Annotated in this window: 15 protein-coding genes; 6 read left to right on the plus strand and 9 right to left on the minus strand. The window is 70.7% G+C overall.

All coding sequences use genetic code 11. The annotated features are described in order from the left end of the window. Nucleotides 1-50: 50 nt before the first annotated feature. From L942_RS44050 to L942_RS40020, 3 genes are all read right to left on the minus strand, one after another. The gene (locus tag L942_RS44050) at nt 51-185 is read right to left on the minus strand and encodes a class III lanthipeptide (RefSeq protein WP_158242558.1); all 135 of its coding nucleotides are present in this window, start codon (nt 183-185) and stop codon (nt 51-53) included. Between the two features lie 32 nt (nt 186-217). Next, the gene (gene lanKC / locus L942_RS40015; RefSeq protein ID WP_037370548.1) at nt 218-2,752 is read right to left on the minus strand and encodes a class III lanthionine synthetase LanKC; all 2,535 of its coding nucleotides are present in this window, start codon (nt 2,750-2,752) and stop codon (nt 218-220) included. A 557-nt stretch (nt 2,753-3,309) separates the two neighbouring features. Beyond that, on the minus strand, nt 3,310-4,203 hold the full coding sequence (locus L942_RS40020) for a LysR family transcriptional regulator (protein ID WP_037370863.1): 894 nt from the start codon (nt 4,201-4,203) through the stop codon (nt 3,310-3,312). Nucleotides 4,204-4,285: 82 nt separating this feature from the next. On the opposite strand from L942_RS40020, the gene L942_RS40025 reads away from it, so the two are divergent. After that, a complete protein-coding gene (locus L942_RS40025) occupies nt 4,286-5,212 on the plus strand; it encodes a DMT family transporter (protein WP_037370550.1) in 927 nt (308 codons plus the stop codon). Here the strand turns inward: L942_RS40025 and L942_RS40030 are convergent. Beyond that, complete coding sequence (locus L942_RS40030) at nt 5,209-6,213, minus strand: class I SAM-dependent methyltransferase (RefSeq protein ID WP_268745769.1); 1,005 nt, start codon at nt 6,211-6,213, stop codon at nt 5,209-5,211. The two genes, L942_RS40025 and L942_RS40030, sit on opposite strands and share 4 nt — an antisense overlap. A 49-nt stretch (nt 6,214-6,262) precedes the next feature. On the opposite strand from L942_RS40030, the gene L942_RS40035 reads away from it, so the two are divergent. Then, nucleotides 6,263-7,471, plus strand: a complete 1,209-nt coding sequence (locus L942_RS40035) for an amidohydrolase family protein (protein ID WP_037370865.1) — start codon at nt 6,263-6,265, stop codon at nt 7,469-7,471. A gap of 162 nt (nt 7,472-7,633) precedes the next feature. Here L942_RS40035 and L942_RS40040 read toward each other — a convergent pair whose 3' ends face one another. Then, nucleotides 7,634-8,290: a GntR family transcriptional regulator gene (locus tag L942_RS40040; RefSeq protein ID WP_037370552.1), complete on the minus strand. Its 657-nt coding sequence runs from the start codon at nt 8,288-8,290 to the stop codon at nt 7,634-7,636. 136 nt (nt 8,291-8,426) lie between these two features. On the opposite strand from L942_RS40040, the gene L942_RS40045 reads away from it, so the two are divergent. After that, on the plus strand, nt 8,427-9,893 hold the full coding sequence (locus L942_RS40045; protein ID WP_037370554.1) for a chlorohydrolase family protein: 1,467 nt from the start codon (nt 8,427-8,429) through the stop codon (nt 9,891-9,893). A gap of 12 nt (nt 9,894-9,905) precedes the next feature. Here the strand turns inward: L942_RS40045 and L942_RS40050 are convergent, their stop codons facing one another. The 4 genes from L942_RS40050 to L942_RS40065 all read right to left on the minus strand — a co-directional run bounded on the left by L942_RS40050 (nt 9,906) and on the right by L942_RS40065 (nt 13,690). After that, a complete protein-coding gene (locus L942_RS40050) occupies nt 9,906-11,075 on the minus strand; it encodes an amidohydrolase family protein (protein ID WP_037370556.1) in 1,170 nt (389 codons plus the stop codon). After that, on the minus strand, nt 11,072-12,526 hold the full coding sequence (locus L942_RS40055) for a sodium:solute symporter family protein (protein WP_037370557.1): 1,455 nt from the start codon (nt 12,524-12,526) through the stop codon (nt 11,072-11,074). The genes L942_RS40050 and L942_RS40055 overlap by 4 nt, the downstream gene beginning before the upstream one ends. Beyond that, the gene (locus L942_RS44730) at nt 12,523-12,738 is read right to left on the minus strand and encodes a hypothetical protein (RefSeq protein ID WP_037370558.1); all 216 of its coding nucleotides are present in this window, start codon (nt 12,736-12,738) and stop codon (nt 12,523-12,525) included. Before L942_RS44730 ends, L942_RS40055 begins: the two co-directional genes overlap by 4 nt. A gap of 337 nt (nt 12,739-13,075) precedes the next feature. Next, nucleotides 13,076-13,690, minus strand: coding sequence for a TetR family transcriptional regulator (locus L942_RS40065; protein WP_037370559.1), 615 nt, complete (start codon nt 13,688-13,690; stop codon nt 13,076-13,078). Between the two features lie 91 nt (nt 13,691-13,781). Between L942_RS40065 and L942_RS40070 the strand changes: the two genes are divergently transcribed. From L942_RS40070 to L942_RS40080, 3 genes are all read left to right on the plus strand, one after another. Then, nucleotides 13,782-14,567, plus strand: coding sequence for an SDR family NAD(P)-dependent oxidoreductase (locus L942_RS40070; protein WP_037370560.1), 786 nt, complete (start codon nt 13,782-13,784; stop codon nt 14,565-14,567). Between the two features lie 92 nt (nt 14,568-14,659). Continuing rightward, entirely contained in the window at nt 14,660-15,304 is a 645-nt protein-coding gene (locus L942_RS40075) for a GntR family transcriptional regulator (RefSeq protein WP_037370561.1), read from the plus strand. A gap of 392 nt (nt 15,305-15,696) precedes the next feature. Then, on the plus strand, nt 15,697-17,544 hold the full coding sequence (locus tag L942_RS40080) for an alpha-L-fucosidase (protein WP_200863075.1): 1,848 nt from the start codon (nt 15,697-15,699) through the stop codon (nt 17,542-17,544). Nucleotides 17,545-17,547: the final 3 nt, after the last annotated feature.

The following is a 17,547-nucleotide window of genomic DNA, read 5'->3' on the forward strand; positions in this document are numbered from 1 at the left end:
GGGCGGGAACGGCGCACTTGGCCTGCGCCGTTCCCGCCCCGCCCGTGCGGTCAGTAGCAGAGAAGCAGGCTGAGCGTGCTGTCGCCGCAGTACGCGCTGTAGTGGCTGTGGCCGTGGTGGTCCAGTCCCTGGCCTTCGAGGGCTTCCGGGGCCTCCAACGCCTGCAGCTCCAGGACGTGTTCCATGGGTGTTCCCTTCTCTCGGGGTCCGCCGGCGCTCATCGGCCGGAGGTGTGCGGGGACGGTGCGGAGCCCAGGAAGGGCAGCAGTTCCGCGCCGTCCAGCAGGGCGGCGAGCGTGCGGAGTACCCCCGCGCTGCCGGTGGTGACGTCGGTCGACAGGCGAAGCAGCTGGTTGCCCGGGAAGGCGATCCCGCCGCGGTACGGGACGCCGTGCCAGGACAGCCGGGCCAGGTGCAGGTCGATGGCTTCGCGGTCCGGCTCGTCGGCGAAGGACAGCGCGGCCGCGAGCCCGCAGCGGCCGTAGAGCAGGCCCGGGTGGATCACGAACTCCCCGCGGCACGCCGCCCGCAGGCCGGGCAGGCTCGCGGCCGCCGCCGAGTCCGGGAGGCGCCGGGCGACCTGCTCGGCGACCAGCAGGATTCCGGCGCTGCCGATCGCGGCGTAGGGGAGCGTGCGCAGCGCGCCGTCGCGGACCTGCAGCGAGCCGTCGGCCGCCGGGGCGCATTCTTCCAGGTCGCGGGCCAGCACCCGGTCGGCGAGGGTGAGCCAGGACGGATCGCCGGTGTGTTCGTGCAGGCGCAGGAACAGCAACGCCGGTCCGGACCACCCGCTGAGCAGTCCGGCCCGGGCGAAGCGGCCGGGCGGATCGGCGGTCTCGAAGGAAGTCGCGAGCTTCACCGCGATGTCCAGCGCTTGGCGGCCGAATTCGTTGTCGGCGCGGGTCGTCGCGAAGTGCAGGCGGGTGAGACCGATGCCAGCGAGCCCGCTTTCCAGGCCGTGGTCGGTGGTCTGCGCGGCCAGCGACTGCGACGCGGCGAGCAGTTCGTCGGCTTCCGCGGAGTAGCCGAATTCCTCCAGCACGTACGCGATGCCGTGGCTGCCGTCGAAGAAGCCGGGGCGGGCCGGTGGCTGCCGCCGGACCGCGGCGAGCAGCCATTGTTCGTATTCCGGATAACGGCCGGCACCGGCGACGTGCAGCGAGTGCAGCACTCCCGCGGCGCCGACGCCGAACCCCGCGCCGCCGGAGCGGAACTGCTCGATGTCGCCGGGGAACAGCCGGTCGGCACGGTCCGGGGTGGCGCTCGCGAGGATGGCTTCGGCGATCTGCTTGCGGACCAGCGACCAGTCCGGGCGAGGCTCGTCGAGCGCCGTGTGCGCCTCGGGCGGGCCGGTGCGCAGGGCGAGCACGGAGACCACGCGGTCGGCATACCCGTCCGGCAGAGCGAACCGCTGCTGGGCGAAGTCCGCGATGCCGCGCAGTTTGCCCGGCGCGAGTTCCAGCAGCATCACCAGCGGAAGGAAAAGCCACAGCCGCAGTGCGGCGAGGGCGTGCTCGTCGATCTCGAAACCGTGCCGGTCGGCGGGGGCGCGGAACCCGGGCGCGCCGAGCCCCGGGCGCTTGCCCGAATCGGCGTCGGCGGCCAGTTCGAAGTCGATCAGCGACACCCGGTCCTGCTCGTCCACCAGGATGTTCTTGCCGTGCAGGTCGCCGAACACGATCCCGTGCCGGTGGATGTCCGCGACGATGCGTTCGACCTGGGCGAGCACGGCCAGCGCGCGTTCGCGGTAGGCCGCGAGATCGCCTTCGGGCCGGGCGCCGCTGGTGAGCGGGTAGTGCCGGGCGAGCCAGCTGCTCAGCGAGATGCCGGGCAGGTGCTCCATCGCCAGGTAGTGGTGCTCCCATACGGTGAACTGCTCGTACACCCGGGGGATGCCCGGAACGTCCGCCAGCCGTTCGAGCATCGCGCGCTCGTGGTCCAGCCGGGCGACCGCGTCCGTGCCGTCCCGGTCCAGCCCGGCGTGCGGGCGGGCTTCCTTCAGCACGACGGTCCGCTGGTCGAGGTCTTGTTTCGCCAGATAAACGCCGCCCCCGTTGGAAAAGTGCAGGGAACCGGTCACCCGGTACGGGAATCGCGCGCCGTTCTTGCGCGCGGCGAGGCTGTCGGACAAACAGGACGGAATCGGCACCCAGTCCGGCACGGAAAACGACGGTTCGCGCCGGTCGGGAACGAGATTCCCCTCCGGATGGCGGATTGCCAGCACCCGAGTTCCGGCGTATTCGGTCCACTGTTCGACGAATCCGCCGTACCGGACGTAAAGCGGGCCCTCGCGGTAGCGGAGATCGCTCAGAATATACGCGCCGTGCTCGCCTTCCAGCTCGGAAGAAAGATCGCGGAGTATCCGCTCCAGCTCCTCGTCGGACCTCGGGTAAATCGTGACCAGTTTGCCGCTTCCCTCGCGCGGCGCGTATTTCGAATTGCGGCTCACCAGGATCGCCCGGGAGCGCAGGTGCTTGTACGCGACCCGATGCGCCACGCAGTACCGGTGCACGCGGGACAGCACGTCCGCGGCGTTGTCCAGACCTGCGGAGACGTGGATTTTCCAGCCCTGAAGGGGAAGTTGCGGTCCGGACGGGCGCAGCGAACGCCAGATCCCGTGCGTCTCGACCGTCCAGCCGGGTCCCGGCTGCGGCAGGCCCGCGGCCAGGTCGCCGGCCGCGCCCGGGGTTTCCCGCGGTTCGTCGAAGAACAGCGGATCGGCGAAGCAAAAAGCCTCGTACCGGACGTCCATGAAAACGAACCCTTCCTTTTCCCCGAGGAAAACCGGGCGACTTCGATGTCGGACGGTGACACCATTCCCGCACGAGGGGGGTGTCCCGGCCAATCCGCCAACCCGGGGGTTCGACGCACCTCGTCAGGGTGACGGAGGCGGGTTCGGGGCGCGAAAACGGGAACTGCGCGTGAGTCATCCCTACCCGATCGGGGTGTAACGACGACGTTTCCCGGAAGCTTACCCAGGTCGGCACGGAAAGAGCAGGGGAAATTGGCGGAATGCCATCAACCCGTTCCGGGGACCCGGATTCCGCCGGTTCTCCGGCGCGAAGCCGGTGCGGACTGGTCCATTCGGGGTGCCGGCCACGTATTCGCGTCGCGAACGTGGTGCATTCGTTACCGGAGCACGCCTGCCACCTGATTCCCGCCACCGCCCTCGCGCCGGTTTCCCGCACCCGTCAGCGCGACGACCGTACGAAGTTAGCTGTCCGTGACGGGAACTCTGAGGGACGCTGTTTCTTTTCTCCGCACTGCTTTCCGGGTGCGCGGGCGAAACCCGGCTCTCCCCAGGCTGACTCAGCCGGCCCGGGCTTTCCCGTGGCACACCAGGTCCTTCAGCAACTCCACCGCCCGCCGAGCCGCCGGATGGTCCGCGATCGGCTTCTTCACCGCGAGGCTGAGATGACGGACCGGCGCGGGCGCGGTGAGCGCGACGGTGGTGAGGCCGTCCGGCAGTTCGCCGAGCCCGAGCTCCGGCACCACGGTCAGCCCGATTCCCGTTGCCACGAAAGACATCGCGGTCCGGTAGTCGTGCGTTTCGACGACGAAGCTCGGCGAAAACCCGGCCTGCGTGCAGGCGTTGAGCAGCACCTGCCGGCACGGGCCTTCGCGCAGGTCGTTGTCGACCCAATGCCGCTGCGCGAGCGCGGCCAGCGGCACTTCCGGCAGCCCGGCGAGCGGGTCGTCGAGCCGGACGACCGCCCGGTACGGGTCCGCCGCCAGCCGGTGCGTCACGACCGACCCGGGATGCTCCGCCCCGGTTTCCTCCACGAAAATGTCGATGTCCGGATCGCCCGGCGTGAATTCGGTGAGCATCAGGTCCAGCCGCAGGCCGGGGAATTCGGTGCGCAGCGCGGCGACCGTCGGGGCCAGCCAGGTCGAGCCCGCCGAGCCGAAGTAGCCGATCGACAGGCGGCCGACGCGTCCGGCGCGCAGTTCCGTGACGACCTGCTCGACCCGGCTGAACGCCTCGAACAGGGTTTCGGCCTCGGCGGCGAGGGTCCGTCCGGCTTCGGTGGGCTCTATGCCGCGCCCGGAGCGTTCGAACAGGTGCAGCCCGGTCTCCCGTTGCAGCGTGGTGATCTGCTGGCTGACCGCGGACGGCGTGTAGCCGAGCGCGGCGGCACTCGCGCGGATCGAGCCTGAGGCGACGACCGCACGCAGCACGCGGAGCCGGGGAAGGTCCAGCATGTCGCGAATGTACAGCACGCCTTAACAGAGGTACAGAACTCATCGCTTGTGCTGTACAGCCGGGCGACGCGACGATGGCCAGGTGACCGATCTCGTGGAAACCGCCCCGTCCGCCGGCAAGACCGACTTAGGCAAGATCGCGGCCGCCGCTGGGCTGGCCGTCGTGCTGTGGGCTTCATCGTTCGTCGCCATCCGCAGTGTCGGGCACGCGCTGTCCCCGGCACCGCTGGCGCTGCTGCGGCTCGCCGTCGCGGCCGTCACCCTGACCGGGCTGGCGGTGGCCAAGGGCGCGGTCCGGGTCCGGTTGTCGCGCAAGGCATTCCTGCTGGTCGTGGCGTACGCCGTGCTCTGGCTGGCCGCGTACACCGTCGTGCTCAACGCGGGGGAGCGGCACGTCGACGCCGGGACCGCCGCGTTGCTGGTGAACCTCGCTCCGCTGATGGTCGCCGGCGCGGCCGGGAAGTTCCTCGGCGAAGGCTTCTCGCGCTCGCTCGTCATCGGCTCGCTCGTCGCGCTGGCCGGGGCCGCGCTGATCGCGACCGGAGCCACCGGCAGCAACGACTGGGCCGGTGTTCTGCTGTGCCTGCTGGCTGCTGTGCTCTACGCGGCCGGAGTCATGGTCCAGAAAATCACGCTGCGCCACGTCGACGGGCTGACCGCGATCTGGCTCGGTTGTGTCGTCGGCACCGTCGCCCTGCTGCCGTGGACGCCGCAGCTGATCAGCGAACTGCAGGCAGCACCCACCGGTGCGGTCATCGGCAGTGTCTACTTGGGAGTGTTCCCCACCGCGGTCGGCTTCACGGCGTGGGCGTACGCACTGCGCCGCACGGACGCGGGCCGCCTGACGATGGTGACCTACGCGGTGCCAGCGGTGGCCGTACTGCTGTCCTGGCTGCTGCTCGCCGAGACCCCGACCGCATCGGGACTCGTCGGCGGCGTGCTTTGCCTGGCCGGGGTGGCGATCTCACGCCGTCGTCAGCGGCGTCCCCGGGCTGATACGAAGGGTTAGGACGAGACGGTGAACCGCGGATCGGCGAGCACTCGCCGGAACAGCGCAAGCTCTTCCGGCAGCACGCCGTCCGCGGTCAGCTGTTCGGCCAGCTCCACGGAGTTCGCGGCAAGCAACCGGATTTCCGGTCCGCCGCCCTGCCACCGGGTCGTCACCCGCGCGCTGCCGACCTCATGCAATCTGGCCCCGGCGAGCACCTCCGGCAACCGTCCCGCCCACTCGACGTCGCTGCCCGCCCGTTCGAGCACATCGAGGATCCGGCCTTGCACGGAGCCGAAAACCGCCGCACTCGCCGCGTCGGGCGCGGTGAGCACGGTTTGCCCGCGCGGCTCGATTTCTTCCAGGACCAGCCACCCGCCGGGGGCGAGCGCACCGGCGAGTTTCGCCACCAGTTCGTCGCGTTCCGGAAAGTGGATCAGCACCAGCCGGGCGTGGATCAGGTCGAAGGTCCGGTCCGGGAGCGGCTCCGCGCGGACGTCGTGGCGCACCGCCTCGGCGCTCGCGGGCAGGCCGGTGAGCAGCCGGGGGTCGACGTCGGTCGCCAGCACGTGCCCGGCCCGCCCGGCCAGCCACCGGGCGATCGACCCGCCGCCGGCCCCGATCTCCCAGCACGACCATCCCGCGCCGACCCCGAGGTTGCCCAGGTGCCGGACGGTCGTCGCGTCGTAGCTGGCTTCCATTTCGTCGCACAGTTCCCAGATGCGTTCGACCGGAAGCGCGGCCGCGGTGGCAGGATCGGTCATCGCGGCGTGGCGGAGGTGCCGGGGATCGTCCTCGACCGCCGCGCGCACCACGAGTTCGGTGGTGCTCAGGCAGGTGCGGTTGAGCGCGGCCAGCTGCGGAGGAAGGCTTCTTCGTCTGCTCGCTGGCTGAGCCGGTGCGGCGGGCCTGCTCGGCAGCCGGCGTCGAACATCTCGTTGCCGAGCAGGTGAGGGCGCGCCGCACTGAAACCGAGTTTGCGGCCTCGAGGAACTGAGGCAAAGCGCGCCGCGCGGCGGCACCTTGTACTCTTGGTATACCAAAACTCTCTCGTGGGGAAAGGTGCTCTCCGTGTTGATCCGTGACGTCCGTCCCTGGGGCGGGCAGCGCAGCGACGTCGAGGTGGCCGGCGGCCGGATCGCCGCGGTTCGTCCGCACGATCCGGCGGGGGCCGGCGCGGAGGTGGTCGAGGGGCGCGGGCGGCTGTTGTTCCCCTCGTTCAGCGACGTGCACGTGCACCTCGACTCGACGCGCATCGGGCTGCCGTTCCGGCCGCACACCGGGGCGCCGGGCGTCTGGGCGATGATGCTGAACGACCGCGAGAACTGGCGGAAGGCCGAGGTGCCGCTGCCGGAGCGGGTCGCGGGGACGTTGGAGCGGATGATCGCCAACGGCACCACTCGCGTGCGCACCTACGCGCAGGTCGACGTGGACTGTCAGCTGGAGAAGCTCGACGCCGTGCTCGCGGCGAAGGAGCGGTTCGCCCGGCACGCGGACGTCGAGGTGATGGCGTTTCCGCAGGCGGGCATCCTGCGCGAGGCGGGCACGGTCGAGGTGTTGGAGGCGGCTCTGCGTTCGGGCGCGTCGGTGGTCGGCGGGATCGATCCCTGTTCGCTCGACAAGGATCCCAAGGGGCACTTGGACGTCGTGTTCGGGCTGGCCGAGAAATACGGTGTCGAGGTGGACATCCACCTGCACGAGCCGGGGCATCTCGGCGTGTTTTCGACGGACCTGGTGATCGAGCGGGTGCGCGCGCTGGACATGCGCGGCAAGGTGACGATGTCGCACGCGTACGAGCTGGGGTCGGTTTCGGAGGCGGTGAGCCGGCGGCTGATCGACACGTTCGCGGAGCTGGACATCGCGATGGCGACCGTCGCGCCGCCGGCCGACCGGCAGTTGTCGCTGGTGGACCTGACCGCCGCGGGCGTGCGCGTCGGGCTGGGGGAGGACGGGCAGCGGGACTACTGGAGCCCGTACGGCAACTGCGACCTCCTCGACCGGACGTGGCAGCTGGCTTTCACTCGCGGGTTCCGCCGGGACGAGCTGATCGAGATGGCGCTGGCGGTCGCGACGATGGGCGGGGCGTCGATCATGAGCCACGACGTGCCGCGGCTCGCGGGCGTCGCCGACCGGCCCGGCGTGGCGGTCGGCGACCGGGCGGACCTGGTGCTGGTCGACGGCGAGACCCCGGCCAGCGCGGTGATGGACCGCGGCAAGGACCGGACGGTGCTGCACGACGGCGTCGTGGTGGCGGACGGGCTGGCGGTCGTCGACCTCTGACGCGACGGAGTCCGCCGGACTGGTGCCGGACGGGGATCCGGTCGGCCCGCACCGGAATCTCACCGGCGCGGGCTGAGATCGGCGGCCCAGCAACGCTGAGAGATCACCCGAGGCGCGGCGGCATTGACCCGCACCGCGGCGGACTGCGCGCTCCGAAGCGGCTCACTTCGCCGAAGCGGGTTCCTTCGCCGGATGCCGCCGCGCCGCCTCGCTCGTTCCGGTCGCGAGATGGGCCAGCGCGAGCCGTTCCACCCGCTCGACATCCCGGTCCACGATCGCCTCGTACAGGAGTTCGTGCTCGGCCGCCATGGCTTCCAGGTCGTCGTGCTGGCCCAGCAGCCAGCGCATCCGGCTGCGCAGCGTCCGTTCCAGTTCGCACAGCAGCTCGTTGGCCGACAGGGACGTGACGACCTCGTGGAAGTCCGCGGCGGCGCGCCGGGCGGACACCGCGTCGCCGGCGCGGGCGGCGCGCAGTTCGGTGTCCAGCACTTCCCGCAGCCGCGCCAGGCCTTCGCGGGTGCGGCGCTGCGCGGCGAGCCGGAACGTGAGGCCCTCGAACGCGGTGCGCACCTCGTTGAGGTCCGCGACATCCGACCCGGTGAACTCCCGCACCACCGACCACGAGCGCGGCCGCGGCGTCACCAGCCCCTCGTTCGCCAACGCGCGCAACGCGTCCCGCACCGGCACCCGGCTCACGCCCATCTCCGCGGCCAGATCCCGTTCGACCAGCTTGCTGCCCGGGGCGCGCGTGCCGTCGAGGATCTCGTCGCGCAGCCGTTCCATGACGCGCTCCGATTCCGGCGCGAACCCCGGCTCCATCCGATCCCCTCCCGCCGTCACCGACAGTGCCGGCGAATCTCTTCCCAGGTTCCCGGAAAGGCCCGGCCCCGGCAAGGTCTGGCCGCCAGGTTCCGACGTTTGGTATACCTAAATGGCCCTGAGCGGAAGGACTCCGATGCGTACTCGCTGGCGTGCCCGGCACGTGCTGGCCCACCAGAACGGGCGGCACGCCCTGCTGGAAAACGGCGAGGTCGTCTGGGAGGACGACGTGGTCGCCTACGTCGGCCCGCGGTATGCCGGAACGGCGGATCTGGACGTCGACCTCGGCGAATCGCTCGTCCTCCCGGGCCTGATCGACCTCGACGCGCTGACCGACGTGGACCATCTCGTCCTCGATTCCTGGGCCTCCGCGGACCGGGCGGCCGGACTGCAGTGGTCCGCGGACTACTTCGCGCACCGCCGCCGCGACGTCTTCACGCCGGAAGAACGGCAGACCATTCGCGAGTACGCGCTCGTGCAGCTGGCGCTGCACGGCGTCACGACGTTCATGCCGATCGCGTCGGAGGTCCATTCGTCCTGGGCCGAGCCGTACGAGGAACTGGTCGCGATGGCGGATTTCTCGCGCAACCTCGGGCTGCGCGGATATCTCGGCCCGGCTTACCGTTCCGGCGTCAATGTGGCCACTGTGGACGGTAAGCGCACGGTCGCCTTCGACGAGCGCCGCGGCGAGGAGGGTTTCGCCGATGCGCTGCGATTCCTCGACCACGTCACGGAACTCGATGATCCGCTCGTCAACGGCGTGCTGTTGCCGTGCCGCATCGAGACCCTCACCGAGGACCTCATGCGTGCCACCGCCAACGCGGCGCGCGAACGCGATGTCCTGGTGCGGCTGCACTGCCTGCAGGGCGTGCTGGAGCGCGAGCTGATTCTGGACCGGTACGGCGTGCCGCCGCTGGAACTGCTCAAGCGCACCGGTCTGCTCGGCGACCGGCTGCTGATCCCGCACGCGCAGGTCCTCGATCGCCATCCCGAGGTCTACGGCGAGGACCGGGGCGACGTCGCGACGCTGGCCGCGGCTGGTGTGTCGGTGATCCACTGCCCGCTCACGTCTTTCCGCTACGGCCACGCCCTGCGCTCGTTCCGCGACTACCGCGAAGCAGGCCTGAATCTGTGCCTGGGCACGGATTCCTTCCCGCCGGACCTGGTACGCGGCATGGACGTGGGCGTCCACCTGGCGAAGGTGATGGACAACCGCGCCGACGCCGCGCCAGCGGAGTGGTACGTCGAAGCCGCGACGCTCGGCGGGGCTCGCGCGCTCCGCCGCGGCGACCTCGGCAAGCTGGCCCCGGGCGCGCAGGCGGACCTGGTCGCGTTCCGCGTCGGCGACTTGCGCGACGGGGTGCGGGACGACCCGATCCGGACCTTCCTGCTCAGCGGAACCGCCCGCCAGGCAACCCATTCCGTCGTCGCGGGCCAGCCGGTGCTGGTCGACGGGCACGTTCCCGGCGTCGACGAACAGGATCTCCGCCGTCGTGCGCAGGCGTTGTTCGAGAAGATGCGCGCCGCGTATTCGGAGCGGGACGTCGAACGCCGGGAGGCGGGGGAGTTGTTCCCTCCGACCTTCCCGGCGTTCCAGGAGTAGCGGCGGGCGGGGCTATCGCCGCGAGACGACCGCCCCGCCTTTCACCACGAGCCGCCGCGGAGGACGGGACACGACGGCCTCGGCCGGGTAGACTGCGTCCACGAGGAAGAAATCAGCGTGGTGGCCGATCCGCAGGCCGTAATCCTTGAGCCGCAACGCTTTCGCGCCGCCGTAGGTCGCCGCGTGCAGCGCGAGTTCGATCTCCGGGTCGGTCCGGAACGAACTGCGGTACGCCAGGTGCATGGTGCGCGTCAGCATGTCTCCGTCGCCGTACGGTCCCCACAGATCGCGGATGCCGTCGTTGCCGCACGCCACGTTCGCGCCCGCCGCCCGCATCTTGGCCAGCGGCGGCACCGGACGGTCGTACACCGCCGCGGTGGTCAGCGTGATCTGCTGTTCGGCGAGGCCCTCGATCAGCCGGTCCTGCTGCGCGTCCGGGATGCCGCAGATGCCGAACGCGTGCCCGATCGCGACCTTCCCGGCGAGGCCGAGCGCCTTCGTCCGTTCGATGATCAGCTCGATTTCCCAGGCCCCGAGCGGACCTTCGTCGTGCAGGTGCAGGTCGACGCCGCAGCCGTGCCGGGCGGCGATGTCGAAGATCGCGTCGAGGTGCCCGCGCGGGTCGCGGTCGTAGCCGGCCGGGTCGATGCCGCCGACGTTTTCCACGCCGGACGCCGCGGCCCGCTCCAGCAGTTCCCGCGTCCCGGGCCGGGTGAGCAGGCCGCCCTGGGGGAAGGCGACCTGCTCGACGGTGACCCGGCCGCGATGCCGCGCCGCCGCCTCCCGCACCGCCTCGATGCCGGACAGTCCCAGTTCGGGGTCGACATCGGTGTGCGTGCGGACGAACGAGGTGCCGTTCGCGATCATCTCGCCGAGCAGCGCGGCCGCGGGCTCGGGCGACGGAAGCCCGAATTCCTTGCGGCGGCGCTGCTCGTTCGCGATCCGGTCGGCGAGGACCGATCCGGAGGTGTTCGGCACCCAGGGGAGGCCCCACAGGGTCTTGTCGAGGTGGCAGTGCGCGTCGACCAGGCCGGGCAGCAGGAGCGCGCCGGCGCCGTCCTCGACCGGGACGTCGGCGGGGAGGTCCGCGGCGGGCCCGAACCCGGCGATCCGGCCGTCCCGCACCAGCACGTCCGTCGGTTCGCCGCCGCCGGGCCGGACGTTGCGCAGCAGCAGGTTCACGCGACTCCCTCCACGGCTTCGGCCCGGACGGTCGGCGCGCGCCGTTCGGACGTGGCGAGGCTGACGCCGACGGTGAGCACGACGTTGACGACGATCGCGAAGAGCCCGGGATTGAGGCCCCACAACGTGGTCTTCGAAGCGAGGACCGTCCACGCGACGATCCCCACGCCGACCACGAGCCCGGTCGCCGCGCCCGCCTTGGTCAGCCGCCGCCAGACCAGCCCCAGCACGATCGCCGGGAAGAACTGGGAGACGCCGTTCTGGCCGGTGAGCAGCAGGTTCACCAGCAGCGCGGGCTGGAAGACCGCGAACGCCAGCGCCACCGCGGTCACCACGACGACCAGCGCGCGCGAAAGCCGGAACACGCCCAGTTCGGTGGTCTTCGGCCGCAGGACGCCCTGGTAGACGTTGCGGGCCAGCAGCGTCGCGGACTGCAGGAGGAGCAGGCTGATCGGCACGATCGCGGCGAGCGCGCCCGCGCCGCCGACGAGCCCGACCACCCACGACGGCATGGTCTTCAACGTCAGCGAAAGCAGCGCGCCGTTGGTGGCGCTGCCCTTCAGTCCGGGCACGACGAGCACCGCGGCGAAGCCGACGAACAGCGTCAGCGCGATCAGGATCTGGTACAGCGGAAGGTAAATCGCGTTGCGGCGGATCGTCTGCTCGGACTTCGCGGTGTACATCGCGGCCAGGGCGTGCGGGAACATGAAGAACGCCGCGCTCGTGACGAGCAGGGTCGACATCATCCACGGCACGCCGAGCGGGCTGCCCGGCGCCGGCACGCCGAGGAAGCCCGGGTGCTGGGCCTGCACGGTGTCGACGAGATGCCCGAACCCGCCGAAGTAGTGCACCGGGATCGCGATGCCGACGACCAGCACGGTGCCGATCAGCAGGAGGTCCTTGAGCACCGACACCCACGCGGCGGCCTTCATGCCGGACGCGTAGACGAACACCGCGATCAGCACCACCGCGAGCACCATGCTGGGCACCCGGTGGATGCCGGTCGTCGTCTCGACGATCTGGCCGAGGCCGAGCAGTTGCGCCTCGATGTAGGGGATCATGAACGCCACGCCGACGATCGCGGTCAGCGCGCCGAACCACGGGCTGCGGAACCGGTGGGTGAAGAAATCCGCTTGGGTGACCAGGTTGTGCTTCTTCGCGTACCTCCACAATGGAGGGAGGAAGAAGTAGGAGAGGACGAAGGCGCACGTGCCGTAGCCGGCGACGTAGAACGCCGCGCCGCCGTTGGCGTAGGCGAACCCGGAGGCGCCGAGGTAGGTGAAGGTCGAGTAGGTCTCGCCCGCGGCGAGCACCCAGAACAGCAGCGTCCCGTAGGACCGGCCGGCGACCGTCCACTGTTCGAGGTCCATCTGCTTCCGGCCGCGCGCGGCGAGTCCGATGACCACCGCCAGCGCCACCACGGCCAGCGCCACGACCGCGCCCGCGTTCATCGCTGCTCCTGCTCGGTTTCGGCGGCGCCCGGGCGCCGGATGCGGTCGGCGACGCCCAGGAAGACGGGCGTGAGGGCCACCCAGAGGAGGATCCAGAACCCGATCTCGGGCAGGAACCAGATCCGGCGGTCGCCGCTGAACCAGGGCAGTCCGGCGATCATCGCCACGTAAGGAGTGAAGGCCACCGCGGCCACCACTGCGGAACGCTTCATCGCGCACATCCTTCGTTGTTTGGTATACCATAATCGGGGCGGGCGGCGCGTTGTCAAGGGTGTGGCCGGGAAGGATGTGGGCTCGCGACCGTTTCGGGCAGGCGGATTCCTGGGGCGCGGGTGGTTTGCCTGATTTGTGCCGTGACTGGGCAGGGGGTGCTGGGGACACGCTTTGGTAGACCGGATCACGCAAAAGCGGTCGCTCGCGTCTGCCGGAACGGCCGGGCCTTTGCTCGCGCGTTGAAAGTCGCGCGAGGCCGGAAGGTCCGATGCGACGGTGTTGGTTGCGTAGCCCGCTTCCGCGGACCGGCAGGTTCGTGAGTGCTGCTCCCGGGCGCTAACCCTGCTCGGCGCTCGCGAGTCCGGCGGACAATCCGCGGAAACACCGAACCGCCAGCTCCACCGGTGCCGTCTTTTCCTCGGTCCTCGCCCAGATCTCCAGCGCAATCCGGATCGCGTCCGTCGCCGCGGCGGCGACCAGGTGCACCGTCACCTCGTCCGTCTCCGGAGCCAGTCGCGCCAGTACCGGCCGCAGGCGGGTCTCGGACTCGCCGTTGACCCGGTGCCACACCGCCGCCAGTGCTGAATCGTCCCCGCTCGCGGCGCGCAGCAATCCGCGTGTCCAGCTGAATTCCGGGGCGGCGTCGGCGGCGGAGATCGTCTTGTGGATCGCGTCCTCGACCGCCTTCAGCAGCGGCGTTCCTTCGGGGGTCGACGCGAGGTGGTCTCGCCACGAATCGGCGCCGACGACCAGCAGCGGGGCGACCGCGTCCTCTTTCGTGCGGAAGTAGCGGTAGAAGGTGCGCGGCGCGACGCCCGCGGCGGCGGCGATCGCTTCCGCCGTCGTTCCCTGTGCGCCGTGTTCGGTGAACAGGCGCGCGGCGGCGCGGGCGATGTCGAGCTGGGTCGCCGCTTTGCGCCGTTCGGTCAGGGTCTGGGGCTTTCCGCTCACGCGGCCACGTTACCGCAACGGTGCAGGGTTCGTCATAGTGGCACAGTCTGCCATCAAGGCGTAAGCTGACAGAAGATGAGAGGAGCGGATCATGAACCGTTACGAAGGACGCCGCGTGCTGGTCACCGGAGCGGGCTCGGGCATCGGGCAGGCGGCGGTGCTGCGGATGCTGGCCGAGGGCGGGCGCGTCGTCGCCGCGGACGTGAGCGAAGCGGGCTTGGCGGACACGGTCGAGAAGGCGGGCGACGCGGCGGACCGGCTGAGCACCGTGGTCGTGAACGTCGCCGACGAAGCGTCGGTGAAGGCCGGGGTGGCGACAGCGGTCGAGCAGCTGGGCGGGCTGGACGCGCTGGTCAACGCCGCGGGCATCCTGCGGTCGGCGCACACCCACGAGATGCCGCTCGAGGCGTTCGAACAGGTCCTGCGCGTCAACCTGGTCGGCACGTTCCTGGTGATCCGCGAGGCGATCCCGGCGCTGCGCGAGGGCTCCGCGCCCGCGGTGGTCAACTTCAGTTCGACGTCGGCGATGTTCGCGCACCCGTACATGGCGGCGTACGCGGCGAGCAAGGGCGGCATCCAGTCGATGACGCACGCGCTGGCGTCCGAATACGCGAAGGACGGCATCCGGTTCACCGCGGTGCAGCCCGGTTCGATCTCGTCGGGCATGACCGACGGCAGCGGCAAGAGCAAGCAGAGTGTCGGCCCGGGCTTCCCCGAGGACGCCGACTTCACCCTGCTCGGCAAGCTGCTTCCCGCGCTGGGCCAGGGTTTCGCCGGTCCGGAGACGGTCGCGTCGGTCGTCGCGATGCTGGCCAGCGAGGACGCCGCGTTCATCACCGGCACCGAGATCCGCATCGACGGCGGCACGCACTTCTGACGGCGGAGCCCGGCGTGCGGGCGGAAGCCGGAACCGCGCGGAGAACGCACCGGCCACAGTGGACGGTCGGGCGGTGGTGCGAGAATGGCCGGATGGCAGCAGAACGGGGTGTCGAATCCGAAACCGACCGGGTCGTCCGGCAGCTCCGGGACGAGATCCTGGACGGAGTCCGCAAACCGGGCAGCAAGCTCGTCGAACGCGATCTCGCCGCGGACCTGGGCGTGAGCCGGGTCCCGGTGCGGGACGCGCTGAAAACGCTGGTCGCGGAAGGCCTGGTCACCCCGCGGCCGCGGACCTGGGCCGTGGTGCGGGAGTTCACCGCGAGCGACATCGCGGACCTGCAGGAAGTGCGCGCGGCGCTGGAAGTCCTGACGTTCAAGCTCGCGGCGACCCGCCATTCGCGCGCCGGGCTGGAGAAGCTCCGCGCCGCGCTGGAGGAGGAAACCGCCGCGGCGGCCGCCGGGGACGCGGTGACGGCCCGCCGCGCGGCGGCCGACTTCCACGAAGCCGTGACGGCGATGGCGGGCAACGAACTGCTCAACGAGCTGGAACTGACGCTGCGCAGCCGGATGCGGTGGCTGCTGGGCCAGCACGACGACCTCGAGCGGGTCGCGGGGGAGCACCGGGAGCTGTACGAGGCGATCGCGCGGCGGGACGTCGAGACCGTGGAAGCCTTGCTGCTGGAGCACATGGAAAGCGGGCGGCATCTGCGCGGGCTGGGCCGCGACCGCGACTGACGCGCCCTCCGCTCGTCCGAGCCCGCCCCGCTGGCCGGATCGGAAGATCGGCAGGGAGTGCGGCGGGTCAAACCGGAAGGCCACTCCGAGGCAACGAAGTGCTTTGGTCTCCTGCCAACCCGCCGTCCTCCCGTGCGCAGTGCCAAGGGCCACGGCCCGTCCTCTTCGGCGGGAATCACTGGGGCCGCAGCCGACGATCCATCAGATCACTAAACCTCGCCCGCGGACAGCGCACATCTCCGGCCAGAAGGCTTGGAACAGCGCTGATCCAAGCCTCGGCGCTCGGGTGAAAGCGGCGCCGCCTCCGCCGATTAGGTCTAGACATCCGATGGATGCGCGACTTACGCTCCCGGCCGTCACCGTTCGGTCACGGATCCGACAGGAGGACCGCCGTGTCGATTCCCGCGAGCCTGGCGCTTGCCGCGGTACTGGCGGCTGGAGGGACGGCTGCTCCCGCCGCGCCGGAAACCACCGCCTGTCACGGGCCGATCCGGCCGGCGGCGATCCAGACCGTGCTCTCGTGCGACGGGATGGACCGGATCCTCGCCAAGGCCGCCGCGACGGTGCCGCGGTCCGGGCAGATCGCTTGGCAGCAGCGGCCGGTCACCGCGTTCACGCACTTCGGCATGAACACCTTCACCGACCGGGAGTGGGGGTCCGGCGCGGAGAAGGAGTCGACCTTCGCGCCCAGCGCGGTCGACACCGACCAGTGGATGCGGTCGATGAAGGCGGCCGGCGTGACGCAGGTGATGCTGACCGCGAAGCATCACGACGGGTTTGTCCTTTATCCGACGCGCTATACGAACCATTCCGTGGTCGCGAGTCCGTGGTGGGTCGCGCCGGGGTGCGCCGACGACGCGGTGGCCAAGGCTCGCGCCGAGGCGCAGAACGAGCGGGCGAAGGATCCTTCTGCGTACTGGCAGGTCCGGGCGGCCGGGTGTGCCAACCCGCGCGGGGACATCCTGCGGGACTACGTCGACTCCGCGCGGAAAGCCGGGCTGAAAGTCGGCGTGTACCTGTCGCCCGCGGACGGCGCGGAACTGCCCGCGCAGTTCTTCGCGGACCAGGTGAAACGGGTTGAGGCGAAGGTCGCCGCCGGACAGCCGTTGAGCATCGAGGAGCAGGCCACTTACGACGACCGCGCGAACACGCCTGCCGGGCAGGGAAGGTACGGGACCGGCAGCGCGGCGAAGGTCCGGACCATCCCGTCCCTGGTTCCGGACGACGACCGGGCCGCGGCCCTCGCGGCCGGGAAACTGCCGGAGTTCACCGTCGCCGAAGACGACTACAACACCTACTACCTGAACCAGATCTACGAGCTGTTCACCGAGTACGGGCCCATCGACGAACTCTGGCTGGACGGGGCGAACCCCTGGCGCGGCAACGGAATCAGCGAAACCTATGATTTCCCGACCTGGTTCCGGATGATCCACGCGCTGTCGCCGGACACGGTCACGTTCGCCGGACCGGCGGGGGTGCGCTGGGTCGGCAACGAGAAGGGCCAAGCCCGCGAGACCGAGTGGAGCGCGCTGCCGACCACCGCAGACCCGAACACCGCCCACAACGAGGAGTTGTTCGTCGGCGGTGCGGAGGGCGCCGACCTCGGATCGCGGCAGGTGCTCGCCGACCCGTCCGTGCGGTACCTGGAATGGGCGCCGGCCGAGGCCGACGTATCGATCCGGCCGGGCTGGTTCTATCACCCGGACGAACAGCCGAAGACGCCCGCGCAGCTCGTCGATCTCTACCGCGCGTCGGTGGGACGCAACGCATCGCTGCTGTTGAACGTTCCGCCTGGTCCGGACGGCCGGGTCGCTCCGGCGGATGCCGCCGCGCTGGCGTCCTTCGGACAGGCCGTCGCGAAGACGCAGGCGCAGAACCTCGCCGCCGGCGCGCGCGGGCTGAACGCGGTCACGGATTCCTCCCTCGCCACGTCGTGGTCGCCGCCGCACGATGCGCTCACCGGCACGATGCAGGTCGTGCTGCCGAAGGCGGCCACCTTCGACCAGATCCGGCTGGGGGAGGACATCACCCGCGGCCAGCACGTCGAAGGCGCGACCGTACAGGCCGAAGTGGACGGTTCCTGGCGCACGATCGCGACCGTGACCACGATCGGCGCCAACCGGCTCGTCACCCTCCCGTCGCCGATCACCGCCCGCCAGCTGCGCGTTGTCGTCACGCAATCGCGAGCGACGCCGTACCTGGCCACCTTCGCGTTGTACCGCACTGTCCCCGCCGCCTGAGAG

It is taken from the genome of Amycolatopsis orientalis DSM 43388 (genome assembly GCF_000411975.1).
GTDB classification, from domain to species: domain Bacteria; phylum Actinomycetota; class Actinomycetes; order Mycobacteriales; family Pseudonocardiaceae; genus Amycolatopsis; species Amycolatopsis orientalis_D.